This is a genomic window from Streptomyces sp. AHU1, assembly GCF_045343905.1.
In the GTDB taxonomy this organism is placed as follows: Bacteria; Actinomycetota; Actinomycetes; order Streptomycetales; family Streptomycetaceae; genus Streptomyces; species Streptomyces triticiradicis.
Window position 1 is genome coordinate 3,812,421 of the sequence record NZ_CP174283.1, and the last position, 18,143, is coordinate 3,830,563.

Consider the following 18,143-nt stretch of genomic DNA (forward strand, 5'->3'; position numbering starts at 1 on the left):
CCGGGTCCGGTTCCGTTCCGGTCAGTGACGCCGCGCCCCACCGGGCGCGGCGTCACCCGCCGCCACCCCCGTGGCCCGGACGGCCCGGACGGGCTTCCCCACGGGGGCACCCGCGCGCGGGCCGAGCCAGTCGACGCGCACCCAGATCAGCGCCTGCCCGGCACGCTCCAGGCGCCCGAGCCGGGCGGCCTTCCACCACAGTCCGACGCCCGCTCCGGCGAGCAGCATGCCGCCCGCGGCGGGCACGGCGAACGAGCTGCCCAGCGCGGCGGCGAAGGCGAGCAGCAGCCACCAGCGGTGGCCCCGGCGCCAGTTGCGCAGGGTCACGGCACGGTCCTGGAGCACATCGTGCTTGCCGGCGCGCGCGGCCGAGCGGACCAGGGCGTCGTACCGCTTCCTGCGCCAGTACGCCACCGCGGCCGCCGTGACGAGGAACAGCGCGGCCCCCGCCATGACGCCGATCCTGCGCCCGGTCAGCCCGGGGAGCAGCACCCCGATCCCGGCGGCCAGCACCCCGCACCACCACAGCGGTGCGGCTCCCGCCCGCACCACGACGGCCACCCGGGCCAGTCCCTGTCCTCCACGCGCCACGATCCGCCTCCCGTCCCAGCGCCCGCGCGTCCACGGGCACGCACGCCCGTACGTCTTTGGGCGCGCAGGCTAGCCACGGAAGGTGAGACGCGTCTGAGAAACCCCGGAATCACCGCCCCGGCGCCCAAAAGGACACCCCTGCTCCGCTAGGCCCTGTCGTCACATTCCCGCCTGCCCCGCGACGCCCGGCACTCCCCCTAGCTCTTCGAGCAGGGGGGACCCCCACGACGCCGCAGGGCCGCCCTTCGGGCGACGACGGGAATGTGACCACAGGGCCTAGTCCACGAACAGTCCGCGTACCGCGGCCCGCGCGTCGAACTGCTCCAGCCGCGCCTGCGCGTCCGGCAGGTCGTCGCACATCGCCTCCAGCAGAACGCGGCCGAGCAGCATCGGCGCGCACGCCGTGTCGAACGCGAGACCGGTGCCGACGGCGGCGGGGAGCAGCAGGTCGGACACCTTCGCCACCGGCGCGAACGCCGAGTCCGCGACCGTGACGACCGTCAGCCCGGCCTCCTTCGCGTAGCCGAGGGCGTCGACGACCTCGCGCGGGTGCCGGGGCAGCGCGAAGCACAGCAGGGCCGTGGCCCCGGCCCGGACGGCCGCGTCGATGCGGTCCTGGAGCATCGTGCCGCCCTCGTGCAGCAGCCGCACGTCGGGGTGCACCTTGGCGGCGAAGTAGGCGAAGCCGTAGGCCTGGGAGGCGGCGGCGCGCAGCCCGAGGACGGGCAGCGGGCGGGACGCGGCCAGCAGGCGCCCCGCCCTCGCGACCGGACGCGGATCGGCGAGCACCGCGGCGAGGTGGCGCAGGTTCTCGATCTCGGCCTCGACGGCCTGCTGGTACTCGTTGTACGAGGCGGTGTCGGCGGCCGGTTCGGCGGGGGCGACCTCGCGCAGGTGCCTGCGCAGCGCCGGGTAGCCGTCGAAGCCGAGCGCGACCGCGAAGCGGGTGACGGAGGGCTGGCTGACCCCGGCGAGTTCGGCGAGTTCGACGCTGGACAGGAACGGCACGTCGGCGGCGCTGCGCACCATGCTGTGGGCGATGCGCCGCTGGGTCGGGGTGAGCCGGTGCCCCTCGAAGAGGCTCTGGAGCCGTCCGGCGGGACTGTCGCTCACACTCGTGTCGCTCTCCACGCCGGTGTCCCCCATGACCGTGCCGTCCCCCATCGCCTTGCCGTCACCGTCCCTGTCCCAGTCCCTGTCACCACCGGCCCTGTCGCTGCCCGTGCTCATGACGTGCTCCCCCTCCAGATGTCCGTGAACCGGCCGAGCGGTGCGGCGGCCGGTCCGCGGCCGACGACGGGACGCCGCGCGCCGCACCCCCGTGGCGTCCGGCGCGCGGCGGGCGAAGCGGGGCCCGCCCGTTCCCCGACGCCCCGGGAGAGTACAGCGTGGCCGGGCCGGGCGGGCGCGGAGAAGGCCCGCGGACCACCGGGTGAGACAGCGGTGCCGTGGCCGTCCGGGGCCACGAGCGCGGCGGCCGCCCTGAGCGTCACCGCGCACGACGTGTCCACGACCTGGGACGACACCACGCGCACACCCTTCTATTCAGGTACCGAGAACTCTGCATGACGATATGCAGACGGGCAAGGGGCACTTCCGGGGGCCCGGTCCGCCCTCAACAGGGGGGCTATCCCCAGTGCCACGCGCACCTCGGCTGCCTAACGTGATGGGCATGACCGGTATGAACGCCCGCCATGACGACGCGGAGCTGAAGAAGGAACTCGACGCCACCCTGCACGCGCGCAGGGAACTCGGCGCCGAGTACGAGTCCGCGCTGGTCGACTCCTTCATGGAGAAGGTCGAGCAGCGCCTCGACGGCACCGTCGACCGCCGGGTGCGGCGCCGGCTCGCCGAACAGCAGATGGCGGTGGCGCGCGACGCCCGCTCGCCCCAGTCGGCCGACTCCTGGGGCGAGCGCTTCGGCTTCGGGATCGTCTCGCTCGTCCTCGCGATCCCGCTCTCCGCGATCGGCGTCGTCAACGCGCACCTGCCCGGACTGCTGGTCGCCTGGGGCGGCATCGTCGGGGTGAACGTGGTCCAGGCGGCGCGCCTGTCCCCCGGCTTCTTCGGCCGCCGCGGATCCCGGCAGGAGTCCGACTGGGAGGAGTAGGCGCCTGGAACGGCATACGAAAGGGCCCGGCGCTCGGGACGAGCGCCGGGCCCTTCGACGATTGCGCGGGGGCCGCCGCACCCCCGGTGAAGGGGGGCGGGACGACGGCGGTCCCCGCGGGGGACGCGGGCCGGGTCAGGACCGGGCTGCGCGTCCTAGGCGTCCATGGAGGTCCGGGAGCCGCTCCGGAGGTCCTTGGCGCCGTTCGCCGTCGGCCTGGGCGGGGAGCCGCTCCCGCCCTGCCGACACCCACTAATGTGCCGGACCCGTGTTAAGCGGGTGCTGCGCGGACGTGACGCGCTCGTACCACTTCCGCGAAGTTCACCCCGGCCGGAGCCCGAAGATCCACACGGATCCGACACTTCGAACAAAACCCCTGCTCAGGCCCCGGACGGCCCAGGGACCTCATGGCCCCCAGCGGTCTTCCGGGGCCCGGCGGTCAGGCCTTGGTGCCGCCCTTGGCCAGGAAGGACAGCAGGTCCTGCCGGCTGACGACTCCGGTGGGCTTGCCCTCCACGAGGACGATCGCCGCGTCGGCGCCGCCGAGCACGGTCATCAGGTCGCCGACCGGCTCGCCGGAACCGACCTGCGGCAGCGGGGAGGACATGTGCTTCTCCAGCGGGTCCCCCAGGGAGGCCCGCTGGGTGAACAGCGCGTCCAGCAGCTCGCGCTCCACGACCGACCCGATGACCTCGGCGGCCATCACGTCCGGGTGACCGGCGCCCGGCTTGACGATCGGCATCTGGGAGACGCCGTACTCGCGCAGCACCTCGATGGCCTCGCCGACGGTCTCCTCCGGGTGCATGTGCACGAGGGACGGGATGGAGCCGCCCGCCTTGTCGTTCAGCACGTCGGCGACCCGGGCGCTGGGGCCCTCGTCCTCCAGGAAGCCGTAGTCGGCCATCCACTCGTCGTTGAAGATCTTGCTGAGGTAGCCGCGGCCGCTGTCGGGGAGCAGCACGACCACGACGTCGTCGGGGCCGAGGCGCTCGGCGACGCGCAGCGCGGCGACGACGGCCATGCCGCAGGAGCCGCCGACGAGCAGCCCCTCCTCCTTGGCCAGCCGGCGCGTCATCTGGAAGGAGTCCTTGTCGGACACCGCGACGATCTCGTCGGCGACCGTGCGGTCGTAGGCGGTCGGCCAGAAGTCCTCACCGACGCCCTCGACGAGGTAGGGCCGGCCGGAGCCGCCGGAGTACACGGACCCCTCGGGGTCGGCGCCGACGACCTGCACCTTGCCGTCGCTGGCGTCCTTCAGGTACCGGCCGGTGCCGGAGATCGTGCCGCCGGTGCCCACGCCCGCGACGAAGTGCGTGATCCTCCCCTCGGTCTGCTCCCACAGCTCCGGACCGGTGGAGTGGTAGTGGGACAAGGGGTTGTTCGGGTTGGAGTACTGGTCGGGCTTCCAGGCGCCGGGGGTCTCCCGCACCAGCCGGTCGGAGACGTTGTAGTACGAGTCCGGGTGCTCCGGGTCGACCGCGGTGGGGCACACCACGACCTCGGCCCCGTACGCGCGCATCACGTTGATCTTGTCGGCGGAAACCTTGTCGGGGCACACGAAGATGCACTTGTACCCCTTCTGCTGCGCCACGATGGCGAGGCCCACACCGGTGTTGCCACTGGTCGGCTCGACGATCGTGCCGCCGGGCTTGAGCGCTCCGCTCTCCTCCGCCGCCTCGATCATGCGCAGGGCGATGCGGTCCTTCACGGATCCGCCGGGGTTGAAGTATTCGACCTTCGCCAGGACGGTCGCCTGGATGCCCGCGGTCACGCTGTTGAGCCTCACCAGCGGGGTGTTGCCGACGAGACTGATCATCGAGTCGTGGAATTGCACCGTTGTCTCCGGAGCTGCGTTTTTTACAGGAATGGTCCCGTCAGCCTACGGCCCTGGACAGCCGTTCACCCGCGGTTGCGATTGGCTCACCCGTTCTCCGGGGCAAGCAGTGGTTGTACGGCTACAGGAGGTGGCGGCGACGGATGTCGAGCATGTCGAGGGCGAGGGTGGCCCGGCGGATCGCCGCGGGCGCGGCGTACGGCGGGGGCGGGGTCGGCCTGGTGGGGGCGGCGGCCGTCGGTCTGGTGCTGGCCGAGGTCCAGCTGGCGAAGCGGCATGTGGGCAACGGACACGCTCCGTACGCTCCGCGCGCGGAGGGTCTGTACGGATACGACTACACCGGCACCCCCGCGGGTGAGCCGCCGCTGCGGCTGACGATGCTCGGCGACTCGACGGCCGCGGGGCAGGGAGTGCACCGGGCCCGCCAGACGCCGGGCGCGCTGCTGTCCTCCGGGCTCGCGGCGGTGGCCGAGCGGCCGGTGGAGCTGTGCAACGTGGCGCTGCCCGGCGCCCAGTCGGACGACCTGGACCGCCAGGTCGCGCTCGCCCTCGCGGACACCTCCCGGCCGCCGGACATCTGCGTGATCATGATCGGCGCGAACGACGTGACGCACCGGATGCCGCCGACGCGCTCCGTGCGCCACCTGTCCGCGGCGGTACGCCGGCTGCGCACGGCCGGTGCGGAGGTGGTCGTCGGCACCTGTCCCGATCTGGGCACGGTCGAGCAGGTGCAGCAGCCGCTGCGCTGGCTGGCGCGGCGCGCGTCCCGCCAGCTGGCCGCCGCCCAGACGATCGGGACGGTCGAGCAGGGCGGCCGCACGGTGTCGCTGGGCGACCTGCTGGGCCCGGAGTTCGCGGCGAACCCGCGCGAGCTGTTCGGCCCGGACAACTACCACCCCTCGGCCGAGGGGTACGCGACCGCGGCCATGGCGATCCTTCCCACGGTCTGCGCGGCGCTCGGCCTCTGGCCGGCCGAGGAGGAGCGCCCGGACGTCTCGCGCAACGAGGGGTTCCTGCCGGTCGCCCGTGCGGCGGCGGAGGCGGCCTCCGAGCCCGGCACCGAGGTCACCGCCGCGATGCCCACCGGTCCCCGCGGCCCCTGGGCCCTCCTCAAGCGCCGCCGCCGCCAACGCCTCCCGGCGACGGACCCGGCCCCGACCCCGTCCACCTGACCCCGGCGGGGTCCCTCCGGGAGCGAGGGGCGGGCCGAGGACCGCACCCGGCCGCGGGCGCGCGGTGGCCGGTCGCGCAGTTCCCCGCGCCCCTGGCCTCGTCACCCGACCCGGCGCCGAACACGCAGCCCCGGCCGGCGGGAAATTCAGCCCCTCCGGCGTTTGAGGAGCGGGGGCCGGGGCGGAGCCCCGTGGGGGTGGCCCGGCAGGGGGTTCCTGACAGCCCCGGCGGGGGAAAACACCCCAAAAGGCGCCCCCGCCCGAAAAAAGCAAGCGCTTAGAAAAGTGCGGCCGGTGTCACACCCCCACACCGGTGACCTCGACGGTACGTACGGGTAACTTCCCAAGCAGCCCCGCACACTTCCCGTACGCCAATGGAGCCGTGATGCCCGAAGCCGTGATCGTCTCAGCCGCCCGCTCCCCGATCGGCCGCGCCTTCAAGGGCTCCCTGAAGGACGTGCGCCCCGATGACCTGACCGCCACGATCATCCAGGCCGCCCTCGCCAAGGTCCCCGAGCTGGACCCGAAGCTCATCGACGACCTGATGCTCGGCTGCGGCCTCCCCGGCGGCGAGCAGGGCCACAACCTCGGCCGCATCGTGGCCGTGCAGATGGGCATGGACCACCTCCCGGGCTGCACCATCACCCGTTACTGCTCCTCCTCGCTGCAGACCTCCCGCATGGCCCTGCACGCCATCAAGGCGGGCGAGGGCGACGTCTTCATCTCGGCGGGCGTCGAGATGGTGTCGCGGTCCGTCAAGGGCACCTCGGACGGCCTGCCCGAGACCCACAACCCGCTCTTCGCCGACGCCGAGGCCCGTACGGTCGAGGTCGCGCAGTCGGAGGGTTCGACCTGGCACGACCCGCGCGAGGACGGCCTGATCCCGGACGCGTACATCGCGATGGGCCAGACCGCCGAGAACCTGGCCCGCCTCAAGGGCGTCACCCGCCAGGACATGGACGAGTTCGGCGTGCGCTCGCAGAACCTCGCCGAGGAAGCCATCAAGAACGGCTTCTGGGCGCGCGAGATCACCCCGGTCACGACCCCGGACGGAACGGTCGTCAGCACGGACGACGGCCCGCGCGCGGGCGTGACGCTGGAGGGCGTCCAGGGCCTCAAGCCGGTCTTCCGCCCCGACGGCCTGGTCACCGCCGGCAACTGCTGCCCGCTGAACGACGGCGCCGCCGCCCTCGTGATCATGTCCGACACGAAGGCCCGCGAGCTCGGCCTGACCCCGCTCGCCCGCATCGTCTCGACCGGTGTCACCGGTCTCTCCCCCGAGATCATGGGCCTCGGCCCGGTGGAGGCCAGCAAGCAGGCGCTCAGCCGCGCCGGCCTCACCGTCGACGACATCGACCTGTTCGAGATCAACGAGGCCTTCGCGGCCCAGGTGATCCCGAGCGCCCGCGACCTGGGCATCCCGATGGACAAGCTGAACGTGAACGGCGGCGCCATCGCCGTCGGCCACCCCTTCGGCATGACCGGCGCCCGCATCACCGGCACGCTCATCAACAGCCTCCAGTTCCACGACAAGCAGTTCGGCCTGGAGACCATGTGCGTCGGCGGCGGCCAGGGCATGGCGATGGTCATCGAACGCCTCAGCTGACCGCGACGACCCGTTCCCGTGACGGGTTTTGAACCCAGCGTGAACGAATCGGCCCAGAAGCCCGGAACCGTCGGGCCTCTGGGCCGATTTGTGATCCAATCCCTTCCAAGATGTGACCTATGTCCCCTCGGATGGGCATTCCCGCAGGTCAGATGCGTGCACGGCTAAACCTTGGGCACAAAGTCCTGTCCTATTCGTGACGTTACGCACTGACAGTTTGATGGTTCGCCCCTCAAGCTGATGTAGGAAGTCGGGGGCCGACTTTGAACCGGGAGTACGTCAGTGAGCGCCATGCCGATTGCTCTGCTGCTCACCACCGCCGCGAGCGCGGCCGTGGGCGTCGCCGTTCTGCGCACCCTGCGGGGTGTGCGCCGGCAGGTCGCAGCCCTGCACAGCGAACTCGTCGCGAGCCGTGCCGCCCTGGCACGGCCTCTCGTGCCCGCGGCGCGCGAATCCGTCGACGCGGACGAGATACGCACGGCCGTGGCCGAGGCGCTGGCCGAGGAGCGGGAGCGGGAACTCGCCGAGGCGCGGGCCTTCTGGGCCGCCCAGGAGGCGCGTGACGCCTCCGACGCGCCGTCGCTGCTCGGACTGCCGGACAGCGAACCGTTCCTGCCGCGCCACTCGGACTTCGTGGGCCTGGACCACCTGGAGCCGGTGGCCGAGACCGGCACGGACCTGGAGGAGTTCCCCCAGACCGGCACGGCCGGCGACTCGCCGGAACTCGCCGCGGCCCGGCGCCGCCACCCCTCACACCCGGACTTCGTCCCTGTCCAGTCACCCGTGGTCGACGACCACGAACGCACGGTGGCCCGCCTGGAGGAGCTCGCCGAGTCCCGTACGGAACTGGCGGACGTCCGCCCCGGCCCGCTCGGCACCCTCGACGTCTACGTCTTCGCCGACGGCACGACCCTGTGCATGACCCCCGGCCACCGCGAGACCGCGCAGCGGCTCGCCGCCGCGCTGACGGCCGGTGAGGCCCCGGTCCTGCTCGGCGGCTCCGGCGTCTCGGGCGCGTACGCCCTGACCTTCGCCTTCGGCGAGGAGAACGTCTACATCCTGGCGGACCGCGTCATAGCGTCCCTGTGACGCCCGCCCGGGGGTACGGCACCCGCGCGCCGGTACCGGCCGGGAGGATCAGACCCCGGCGCGTTTCTGCGCTTCGGCCACGAGGGCCACGGCTTCGGCCAGTTCCTCCTCGTTCTTCAGTACGAGGGCCAAGTCGTGCGCGGCGACCGTGATTTGGTCGGCGGCGGCGAACATCCCGGCGTCGGGCATCTCCCGGGGCTCCCCCGACGGGTCCTCGACCCGCTGGGCGCGCAGCGCGAACTCCCTGGCCAGCCCCAGTGCCTCGGCCGCGGCACTGCGTTGCAGGCGGCTCTGCGGAGCGGCCCGCAACCGGTCGGCGAAGTGGTCCACGGCTCGGGTCAACGGCGTCGTATCCAGCACGCCGCGAGACTACGCGCAGCGGCGGGACTGTTGCCAACGCCCCAACCCTCAGGCACGGTGGCGTGAAGGACCGGCTTACATCCCCTTTGCGTTCGGAGGCGCCGATGTCCCAAGTCTTCTCCGAGGAGACCCATCGCAACCTGCTCGCCCGCATCCCCCATTGCACCGGTCGTGAGATCTCCGACTGGCTCCGCACCGTCGACGAAGGCCCCGCCCTCTTCCGCTTCGAGGAGAAGGTCAGCTGGCTCCGCGCCGAGCACGACCTCGCGTACGGCCACGCCAAAGCGATCATCCACGAGTACGACCTGAGAAGGGCCGCGCGCAAGCTGCTGTGAACGCGCGCCCCGGGACGGCGGGCACGTGACGACAGGCACGTGAGGACCCGCGCCCCATGACGAAGGGCCCGCGAACCGGTGGTTCGCGGGCCCCTCAGGTCGTCCGACGGCCTCTCCGGCCGCCGGCGCCGCTAGTCGTCGCCGCTGAAGATGGCGACCAGTCGCAGCATCTCGAGGTAGATCCACACGAGGGTCATGGTCAGGCCGAACGCGGCCAGCCAGGCCTCTTCCTTGGGCGCCCCGTAGGTGATGCCGTCCTCGATCTGCTTGAAGTCGAGGGTCAGGAAGAACGCGCCGATCAGGATCGCCAGGATGCCGACGATCGCGCCCAGCGGGCCGTTGCTGCGCAGTCCGCCGTCCGGGGCGACACCGAAGACCACCAGCAGCAGGTTCACCGCCATGACGGCGACGAACGCGATGGCGATGGTCAGACCGATGCGCGCGTACCGGGCGGTGACCCGGATCCAGCCCGCCTTGTAGACGAGGAGGGTGGCGCCGGTGACGGCCATGGTGCCGAGCACGGCCTGGAAGGGCGCGCCGGACCACGCCGCGTTGTACATCTCGCTGATGACCCCGAGGAAGACGCCCTCGAAGGCGGCGTAACCGAGGATCAGCGCGGGGTTGGGGGTGCGCTTGAAGGACTGCACCATCGCGAGCACGAAGGCGACCAGCGCGGAGCCGATGGCGAGGCCGTAGCTCGTGCTGGAGACCGGGAGTACCGCCCAGGCCAGGACGGCGCCGACGACGACGGTGCCGAGCGTCATGGCCGAACGCATGACGACGTCGTCCATCGTCATGCGGCCGGTGGTGGCCGGGGCCTGCGGCGGAGCTCCGTGCTGGAGGCCCTGCTGCGCGTAGGGGTTCTGCGCGTAAGGATTCTGCGCGTAGGGGTTGCCGCCCTGCTGGGCGTACGGGTTCCCCTGCGTGCCGACAGCGGGTCCCCCGGCCTGCGGCGCCGCGTTGAAGCCCGCGTAACCGTTGTCGCGGCTGAACCCCCGTCGCGAGAAGACCGGGTTACTGCTCCTCATTTCACTCCTCCATGGCCACCTTGCGCGGCCTTGGGCTCAAGGGTAATGGGTAGGCAAAGGAATGACCCTAGTGCTTGGGGAGGATCTTTCCCTCGTCGAGCCACCGTACGCGCGTGTTCCCCCGCACGCGCGTACTGGTACTAAGCCGTGACACCGGCCCTCGTGGAGCCGGCTCCACGGAGCCCGCATGCCCTCTCAAGCCGCCTCGATCCGCCGTTGTTCCCGCAGTCGGCGCCGTTCGGCCGATCCGGTGCTTTCGAGGTGGACCAGGGTGTCGGCGCCGCAGGGGAACCGCTGTCAACGGGCGAGCGCGACGCTCACTCAGCGTGACGACCGGAGGGTGTGCGGGAAAGCGGAGGAGGGCGGCCCCGAACGGGCCGGCGAGATGCCGCGGAGAGGGCGGCGGCAAACGGAGACGTGACCGGCGGGCCACGCTCGGAGTGTTCCGACTGTGACCCGCGTCCTGCGTCACAGGAACGGGAAGTGCCCGGAACCGGACTTGAACCGGTACGCCCGCGAGGGGCAGCGAGGTTTAAGCTCGCCGTGTCTGCATTCCACCATCCGGGCAGACCATGGGCTCCGCATCGAGGTTCCGAGCCTATCGGGGCGCATCACCCGAACAGCGGGCGCCCGTACCGATGTTGTCTTATTTTATTGGCGTCTGAGGGTGCATCAGCACACCGCACAGGCCGTCAGCACTTGCCAACAGCCTCCCGGACGCGCCGGGCCCGCGTACGCGGATTGACGGAATTTCACCGTCCGAGCTTGGTCACGACGAGCCCCGGACCAGGTCCCGGGCGGACTCCCGGGAGGGCGGCCGCGCGACGCGCGCCCCCCGCCCCTCGAGTGCGCACTTCCCAAGGGGTGTCCGCGGGCCTTCGCGGCGTCCGGCCGGCAGGTGCCCGCACACCGTCGTGACGTCCGGCCCGGGCGTCCTCACGGGGACCTCACGGGGACCTCACGGAGGGTCTCCCGGCGGTCCTCACGGCATCCGACCCGGACGGTTCTCAGGGCGCTCCGTCATACCCAGGTATGACACGGCCGCCCCCGGTCCGACCCGAGTCTGCCTCCGGAACCGGAACAGCGGGTGACTACATCCCGCGGATCGGCGCGGACGATGGAACACGTCCCTTCCGACGTCCCCGTCCCGACAGGAGCACCCTCCCGTGACCACCACCCCGCTCGCCGGCACAAGCACCGCGGTCGCAGCCCGCGCCACGGAACTGTCGAAGGTCTACGGACAGGGCGAGACCCAGGTGGTCGCGCTCGACCGGGTCACCGTCGACTTCCGGCAGGCCGAATTCACCGCGATCATGGGCCCCTCGGGGTCGGGCAAGTCCACGCTGATGCACTGTGTGGCGGGACTGGACACCTTCTCCTCCGGCTCGGTGCGCATCGGCGACACCGAACTCGGCTCCCTGAAGGACAAGCAGCTCACCAAACTGCGCCGGGACAAGATCGGCTTCATCTTCCAGGCCTTCAACCTGCTGCCGACGCTGAACGCCCTGGAGAACATCACGCTCCCGATGGACATCGCGGGCCGCAAGCCCGACAAGGAGTGGCTGGACCGTGTCATCAAGATGATCGGCCTCGCGGACCGGCTGAGCCACCGTCCCTCCCAGCTCTCCGGCGGCCAGCAGCAGCGCGTCGCCGTCGCCCGCGCCCTCGCCTCCCGTCCCGACATCATCTTCGGCGACGAGCCGACCGGGAACCTCGACTCGCGCTCGGGCGCGGAGGTGCTCGGCTTCCTGCGCAACTCCGTACGGGAGCTGGGCCAGACCGTGGTGATGGTGACCCACGACCCGGTGGCCGCCGCCTACGCGGACCGGGTCGTCTTCCTCGCCGACGGACGGATCGTCGACGAGGTGCACGAGCCGACCGCCGACTCCGTCCTCGAACGCATGAAGCAGTTCGACGGCAAGGGCCGCACCAGCTGATCCTCCGCCGGACGGCCACACCGGCGTCCCGGCCACCGCGCCACCCTGCCGGACCCCACCCCGGCCACCGGACCACCGCACCGGCCGCCCCGGCGCTCCGGCTCCCTCTGCCGTGCCCCGGTACCCGCCCCGGCGCACCCCGGCGCACCCCGGCGCACTCCGCACCTGCCTCCCCCACCTCTCCGCACGGACCCGTGCCCGCCCCGGCCTCCCGCGCCCTTCCGCGGGCCGGCCCGCGGTCCTCCACCCCCTCCCGCGCCCGCCCGCGACTCCTGGACTGAGAAGACCCATGTTCCGTACCGCCTTGCGCAACGTGTTCGCGCACAAGGCCAGGCTCCTGATGACCGTGCTCGCCGTCCTGCTCGGCGTCGCGTTCGTCTCGGGGACCCTGGTCTTCACCAACACCATCTCGGACGCCTACCAGAAGAGCTCCGCCAAGGGCTTCGACCAGGTCGACGTCGCCATCCGCCCCGAGAGCGCGGCGGACAGGGGCGACACCGTCGGCAAGAGGCACAAGCTGACCCGGCCCCTGCTCGACAAGGCGGCCGGGGTGCCCGGAGCCGCCTCCGCGATCGGTGTCGTCAACGGCTTCACCGCCATCGCCGACAAGGACGGCAAGCTCATCGGCGGCGGCTTCCAGTCGCAGGGCGGCAACTACTGGGGCGACAAGGACCCCCGCTACCCCCTGACGACCGGGCGCGCGCCGCACGGCGCCGGCGAGATCGCCATCGACACCGAGACCGCGAGGCGGGCCGGCTACAAGGTCGGCGACACCGTCCGCATGTCGGTCGACGGCCCCGTCCTCGAACCGGTCGTCGTCGGCGTCTTCCGCACCGACGACGGCAACGTGGCCGCGGGCGGCAGCCTCGCCCTGTTCGACACGGCGACCGCGCAGCGGCTGTTCCACTCGGTCGGCTCCTACGACGAGATCGACGTGAAGGCCGCGCCGGGCACCAGCCAGAGCGCGCTGCGCGAGGCGCTCGACGCCGTCGTGCCGAAGGACACCGCCTCCACCGTCACCGGACAGAAGCTCGCCGACGACCAGGCCGAACAGATCTCCGCGGCGATGAGCGGCATGAAGACGGGCCTGCTGGTCTTCGCCGGGATCGCGCTGTTCGTCGGCACGTTCATCATCGCCAACACCTTCACCATGCTGGTCGCCCAGCGCACCAAGGAGCTGGCGCTGCTGCGCGCCGTCGGCGCCTCCCGCCGCCAGGTCACCCGGTCGGTGCTGATCGAGGCGTTCGTGGTCGGCGCGGTGGCGGCCGTCGGCGGACTCGCCGCGGGCATCGGCATCGGCGCCGCGATGCGCTCCCTGATGGGCACGCTCGGCGCCACGGTGCCGGACGGCCCGCTGGTCGTCTCCCCCGGCACCGTCGGCACGGCGCTGCTCGTCGGCGTCCTCGTCACGATGCTGGCCGCGTGGCTGCCGGGCCGCCGCGCCGCCAAGATCCCGCCGGTCGCCGCGATGAGCAGCGTCCACGCGAAGGCGACCACGAAGTCCCTGGTCCTGCGGAACACGATCGGCGCCCTGTTCGCGGCCGCGGGTGTCGCCGTGGTCCTCTACGCCACGACGATGGACGGTTCGGACGGCCAGGCCCCGATGGGTCTCGGCGCGGTGCTGCTCATCCTCGGCGTCTTCGTCCTGACCCCGCTGCTGTCCCGTCCGCTGATCGCCGCGGCGGCCCCCGTCCTGCGGGTCTTCGGGATCTCCGGCAAGCTGGCCCGGCAGAACTCGGTGCGCAACCCCCGCCGTACGGCCGCCACCGCCTCGGCGCTGATGATCGGCCTCACGCTGATCACCGGCATGACGGTGATGGCGGGCAGCCTGCAGAAGTCGATCGACAAGATGGCCACGTCGGCGATCAGGGCGGACTACCTGGTGTCGATGGCGAACGGCAACTCCCTCTCCCCGGACGTCGAGAAGAAGCTCGCCGCCGTCGACGGGGTCACCGGCATCAGCCCGCTGCGCAACGCCCCCTCCCGCATCGACCGGCAGACCGAGTTCCTGACCGGCGTCAACGGCTCGGCGATCGGCGAGCTCACCGACCTCCCCGTCACCGACGGCTCCTTCGAGGTGGGCGGCACCCGGGTCGTGGTCGACTCGGACACGGCGAAGTCCCACGGCTGGAAGGCCGGTTCCGGCTTCCGGGTCTCCTACGAGGACGGCGCGAAGCAGAACCTGACCGTCGCCGGGGTGTACGAGGCCAACGAAGTGATGCGGGGCATCATGCTCGACACCGCCACCCTCGCCCCGCACCAGCGCGACGCCTCCGACATGCAGGTCATGGTGAAGACGGCCGGCGGCGCCTCGGACGCGACCAAGGACCGGCTGGAGAAGGCCCTCGGCGACAACCCCGCCGTCAAGGTCCAGGACAAGCAGGACTTCTCCGACAGCATCGCGCAGATGTTCACGCTGATGCTGAACATGCTCTACGGCCTGCTCGGGATGGCGGTGATCGTCGCCGTCCTCGGTGTCATCAACACCCTGGCGATGTCGGTCTTCGAGCGCTCGCAGGAGATCGGGATGCTCCGCGCGATCGGCCTGGACCGCAAGGGCATCAAGCGGATGGTCCGCCTGGAGTCGCTGGTCATCTCGCTCTTCGGCGGCGTCCTCGGCATCGGTCTCGGCGTGTTCTTCGGCTGGGCGGCCGGTGAGCTGCTGGGCAGCAGGATGTCGACGTACGAACTGGTGCTGCCCTGGGGCCGGATGGCGGTCTTCCTGCTGCTCGCGGCGACGGTCGGCGTCCTGGCGGCGCTCTGGCCGGCCCGCCGGGCGGCCCGCCTGAACATGCTGACGGCGATCAAGTCCGAGTAGCGGGGCGCGGCGGACGGGCCGCCGCGACGGACCCAGAGCACGCGGGGAGGGGGTCCCGCTCCATCCGGAGCGGGACCCCCTCCCCGCTGCGGCGTACCGCCGCCCCGTCTCAGTTCCAGGTCCTCGCCCGCAGCGGCATCCCGGACCCGCCGGACCCGCCGGAGGTCTTCACCGCCAGGACCTGGTTGACACCGATCTGGTTGCGTTCGAAGGCGACCGCGCTGGCCGCCATGTAGAGGCGCCAGACGCGGGCCCGGCCGGCGCCGGTGAGCCGGACGGCACGGGGCCACCCGGCCTCCAGATTGGCGACCCAGCGGCGCAGGGTGAGCGCGTAGTGCTCGCGCAGGGCCTCGACGTCGCGGACCTCGAACCCGGCCCGCTCCAGTTGCGTCACGGTCGTCCCCAGGGGCGCGAGTTCACCGTCGGGGAACACATAGGCGTCGATGAACTCGTCGACGGAGTACGAGGACTCGTCGCGCTGCGGGCGCCGCGCGATCTGGTGGTTGAGCAGCCGGCCGCCGGGTTCCAGGAGGCCGCCGAGCACCTCGGCGTACTCCAGGTAGCGCTCGGCGCCGACGTGTTCGGCCATGCCGATGGAGGAGATCGCGTCGTAGGGCCCGTCGGTGACGTCACGGTAGTCCTGCACCCTGATCTCCACCCGGTCGGTCAGGCCCTCGTCCGCGACCCGTTTGCGGGCGTATGCGGCCTGTTCCTGCGACAGCGTCACCCCGACCACCCTCACACCGTGGTCGCGGGCGGCGTGGAGGGCCATCGAGCCCCAGCCGCAGCCGACGTCCAGGAGCCGCCGGCCGGGCTCCAGGGCCAGCTTCCGGCAGACGAGTTCGAGCTTGTCGCGCTGGGCCTCCTCCAGGGTGCCGCCCTCCTCCCAGTAGGCGCACGAGTAGACCATGGACGGGCCGAGGACGATCTCGTAGAAGTCGTTGCCGACGTCGTAGTGGTGGCTGATGGCCCGCCGGTCGCTGCGCCTGGTGTGCAGGTGGCGGCGCCGGCGCACCTCCTCGGCGGGCGGGGCGGGCGGCAGCGGCGATCCCGCCATCCGCACCAGCCCGCGGACCGCGGCGCGCGCCTCGGGGTCGCGCAGCGCGGCGACGGGTCCGCGCGCGTCCTCGGCGCGCTCCCAGACGGTCCCGGACAGCAGGTCCAGGGCGGTGTACAGGTCGCCCTCGATGCCCAGGTCGCCGGCGACCCAGGCGCGGGCGAGACCCAACTCGCCCGGTTTCCACAGCAGTCGGCGCAGGGCCCGCCGGTTGCGGAAGACGAGCACCGGGGCCGCGGGCGGGCCCGCTTCCGAGCCGTCCCAGGCGCGGACGCGCAACGGGAGCGGGGCTCCCAGCAACTGTTCGACAAGGCTTCTGAGCCGCGGCGCGGCGTCCTGCATGGCGTACACCTCCGAGACAGCACTCCCGAACGCTTCGACACCTCGTAGACATCTACCCGCTCGACGCGCGGTCCCCCGTCCGCGACACGGATTCACGGAACATGCGCACGGGCCCGTGCCCCACGTGCCGCGCCCGCCGGGCCGCGGGGCGGGGCGGGAACGCCGAAGGGGCCGCCCGCACCACGGATGGCGGGCGGCCCCTTCGGGGCGTTCGGTGACCGGAGGTCAGGAGGCCTCGGTCAGGAGGCCTTGGCCTTCTCCTCGGTCTTGACGGCGGGCGCCGGGGCGGCCGGAGCCGGCTTGGCGGCCTCGTAGAACTCCTCGCGCGGAGTCTCCATGGCGCCCAGGGAGACGACCTCGCGCTTGAGGAACATGCCGAGGGTCCAGTCCGCGAAGACGCGGATCTTGCGGTTCCAGGTCGGCATCGCCATGCCGTGGTAGCCGCGGTGCATGTACCAGGCGAGACGGCCCTTGAGCTTGATCTTCATCTTGCCCATGACGATCATCGCGACGCCCTTGTGCAGGCCGAGACCGGCCACGGCGCCCTTGTTGGCGTGCGAGTACTCCTTCTGCGGGAAGCCCCGCATACCGGAGATCACGTTGTCGCCGAGGATCTTGGCCTGACGCAGCGCGTGCTGCGCGTTCGGCGGGCACCAGGCGTTCTCGACACCGGCCTTGCGGGCGGCGACGTCCGGGACCTGGGCGTTGTCGCCCGCGGCCCAGATGTAGTCCGTGCCCTGCACCTGGAGGGTGGTCTGGGTGTCCACGTGGCCGCGCGGGCCGAGCGGCAGACCGAAGCGGGAGAGAACGGGGTTCGGCTTGACGCCGGCCGTCCAGACGATCGTGTTGGAGTCGACCTCGAGGCCGTTCTTCAGCACGACGTGGCCGTCGACGCAGGAGTCCATGGAGGTGGAGAGGTAGATCTCCACACCGCGGCTCTCCAGGTGCTCCTTGCCGTACTGGCCGAGCTTGGGGCCGACCTCGGGAAGGATCTTGTCCGCGGCGTCGACGAGGATGAAGCGCATGTCCTCGCGGGACACGCTGCTGTAGTACTTGGCCGCGTCGCGGGCCATGTCCTCGACTTCACCGATGGTCTCGGCGCCGGCGAAGCCGCCGCCGACGAAGACGAAGGTCAGTGCCTTGCGGCGGACCTCCTCGTCCGTGGTGGAGTCGGCCTTGTCGAGCTGCTCGAGGACGTGGTTGCGCAGGCCGATGGCCTCCTCGATGCCCTTCATGCCGATGCCCTGCTCGGCGAGGCCGGGGATCGGGAAGGTGCGGGAGACCGCGCCCATCGCGATGACGAGGTAGTCGAAAGGCAGCTCGTACGCCTCGCCCACGAGGGGGGCGACCGTGGCGACCTTGCGGTCCTGGTCGATGGTGGTGACCCGGCCGGTGAGGACCTCCGCCTTGGGAAGTACACGCCGCAGCGGGACGACGACGTGCCGCGGGGAGATGCTGCCGGCGGCTGCTTCGGGGAGGAAGGGCTGGTAGGTCATGTACGACCGGGGGTCGACGACCGTGACGGTCGCCTCTCCGTAGCGCATCTGCTTGAGGATGCGCCGAGCTGCGTACAGGCCTACGTACCCACCGCCTACTACGAGGATCCTGGGACGCTCCGTGGTGCTCATGCCATCGAGTATCCACCCGCTTCCGAGGGGTCGCTCGTGCGCCCCTTCACAAGCTCGGGCAGGGCCTCTGCTACACTCCGCCGCCCCCGCGGCAGGGACCATGGCGGCAGGGGTGGACCGCCGGGCGGTTCGTACCGTTGTCAACACCGTGTGAGCTGCGGACCGACCCGTTCGGCCCAGCGGACCACACCCGCGTTTCACCGCCCCGAAACGCGGTCGCAACGCTTCACCGAGCA

Annotated in this window: 14 protein-coding genes and 1 tRNA gene; 7 read left to right on the forward strand and 8 right to left on the reverse strand. The window is 71.8% G+C overall.

Annotation, left to right across the window (positions count from 1 at the left end):
• Positions 1-21: 21 nt before the first annotated feature.
• Both ACICHK_RS17045 and ACICHK_RS17050 read right to left on the reverse strand, forming a co-directional pair.
• Positions 22-591: a hypothetical protein gene (locus tag ACICHK_RS17045; RefSeq protein ID WP_406837573.1), complete on the reverse strand. Its 570-nt coding sequence runs from the start codon at positions 589-591 to the stop codon at positions 22-24.
• Between the two features lie 276 nt (positions 592-867).
• Positions 868-1,737, reverse strand: a complete 870-nt coding sequence (locus ACICHK_RS17050; RefSeq protein WP_151471364.1) for a MurR/RpiR family transcriptional regulator — start codon at positions 1,735-1,737, stop codon at positions 868-870.
• Between the two features lie 526 nt (positions 1,738-2,263).
• Between ACICHK_RS17050 and ACICHK_RS17055 the strand changes: the two genes are divergently transcribed.
• Positions 2,264-2,701 (forward strand): hypothetical protein, encoded by a 438-nt coding sequence (locus tag ACICHK_RS17055; RefSeq protein WP_192582534.1) that lies wholly within the window; start codon positions 2,264-2,266, stop codon positions 2,699-2,701.
• 439 nt (positions 2,702-3,140) lie between these two features.
• On the opposite strand, the gene ACICHK_RS17060 is transcribed toward ACICHK_RS17055, so the two are convergent.
• Positions 3,141-4,535 (reverse strand): cystathionine beta-synthase, encoded by a 1,395-nt coding sequence (locus ACICHK_RS17060; protein WP_406837574.1) that lies wholly within the window; start codon positions 4,533-4,535, stop codon positions 3,141-3,143.
• A 143-nt stretch (positions 4,536-4,678) separates the two neighbouring features.
• Between ACICHK_RS17060 and ACICHK_RS17065 the strand changes: the two genes are divergently transcribed.
• From ACICHK_RS17065 to ACICHK_RS17075, 3 genes are all read left to right on the forward strand, one after another.
• Positions 4,679-5,707, forward strand: coding sequence for an SGNH/GDSL hydrolase family protein (locus tag ACICHK_RS17065; protein WP_406837575.1), 1,029 nt, complete (start codon positions 4,679-4,681; stop codon positions 5,705-5,707).
• A gap of 385 nt (positions 5,708-6,092) precedes the next feature.
• On the forward strand, positions 6,093-7,313 hold the full coding sequence (locus ACICHK_RS17070; RefSeq protein WP_151471282.1) for an acetyl-CoA C-acetyltransferase: 1,221 nt from the start codon (positions 6,093-6,095) through the stop codon (positions 7,311-7,313).
• Positions 7,314-7,604: 291 nt separating this feature from the next.
• A complete protein-coding gene (locus ACICHK_RS17075; RefSeq protein ID WP_406841246.1) occupies positions 7,605-8,402 on the forward strand; it encodes a hypothetical protein in 798 nt (265 codons plus the stop codon).
• Between the two features lie 48 nt (positions 8,403-8,450).
• Here ACICHK_RS17075 and ACICHK_RS17080 read toward each other — a convergent pair whose 3' ends face one another.
• Positions 8,451-8,762, reverse strand: coding sequence for a hypothetical protein (locus tag ACICHK_RS17080; protein ID WP_192582536.1), 312 nt, complete (start codon positions 8,760-8,762; stop codon positions 8,451-8,453).
• A gap of 104 nt (positions 8,763-8,866) precedes the next feature.
• On the opposite strand from ACICHK_RS17080, the gene ACICHK_RS17085 reads away from it, so the two are divergent.
• On the forward strand, positions 8,867-9,097 hold the full coding sequence (locus tag ACICHK_RS17085) for a DUF4287 domain-containing protein (protein WP_103550712.1): 231 nt from the start codon (positions 8,867-8,869) through the stop codon (positions 9,095-9,097).
• A 131-nt stretch (positions 9,098-9,228) separates the two neighbouring features.
• On the opposite strand, the gene ACICHK_RS17090 is transcribed toward ACICHK_RS17085, so the two are convergent.
• Both ACICHK_RS17090 and ACICHK_RS17095 read right to left on the reverse strand, forming a co-directional pair.
• Complete coding sequence (locus ACICHK_RS17090) at positions 9,229-10,125, reverse strand: Bax inhibitor-1/YccA family protein (protein WP_151471284.1); 897 nt, start codon at positions 10,123-10,125, stop codon at positions 9,229-9,231.
• Between the two features lie 484 nt (positions 10,126-10,609).
• Positions 10,610-10,692: transfer RNA gene (locus tag ACICHK_RS17095), tRNA-Leu, on the reverse strand.
• Between the two features lie 599 nt (positions 10,693-11,291).
• Between ACICHK_RS17095 and ACICHK_RS17100 the strand changes: the two genes are divergently transcribed.
• Both ACICHK_RS17100 and ACICHK_RS17105 read left to right on the forward strand, forming a co-directional pair.
• A complete protein-coding gene (locus ACICHK_RS17100) occupies positions 11,292-12,062 on the forward strand; it encodes an ABC transporter ATP-binding protein (RefSeq protein ID WP_151471285.1) in 771 nt (256 codons plus the stop codon).
• Positions 12,063-12,351: 289 nt separating this feature from the next.
• Positions 12,352-14,880 (forward strand): ABC transporter permease, encoded by a 2,529-nt coding sequence (locus ACICHK_RS17105; RefSeq protein ID WP_406837576.1) that lies wholly within the window; start codon positions 12,352-12,354, stop codon positions 14,878-14,880.
• Positions 14,881-14,989: 109 nt separating this feature from the next.
• Here ACICHK_RS17105 and ACICHK_RS17110 read toward each other — a convergent pair whose 3' ends face one another.
• Positions 14,990-16,279: a class I SAM-dependent methyltransferase gene (locus ACICHK_RS17110; protein ID WP_406837577.1), complete on the reverse strand. Its 1,290-nt coding sequence runs from the start codon at positions 16,277-16,279 to the stop codon at positions 14,990-14,992.
• Between the two features lie 239 nt (positions 16,280-16,518).
• Positions 16,519-17,907, reverse strand: coding sequence for an NAD(P)/FAD-dependent oxidoreductase (locus ACICHK_RS17115; protein WP_406837578.1), 1,389 nt, complete (start codon positions 17,905-17,907; stop codon positions 16,519-16,521).
• Between the last annotated feature and the right edge of the window lie 236 nt (positions 17,908-18,143).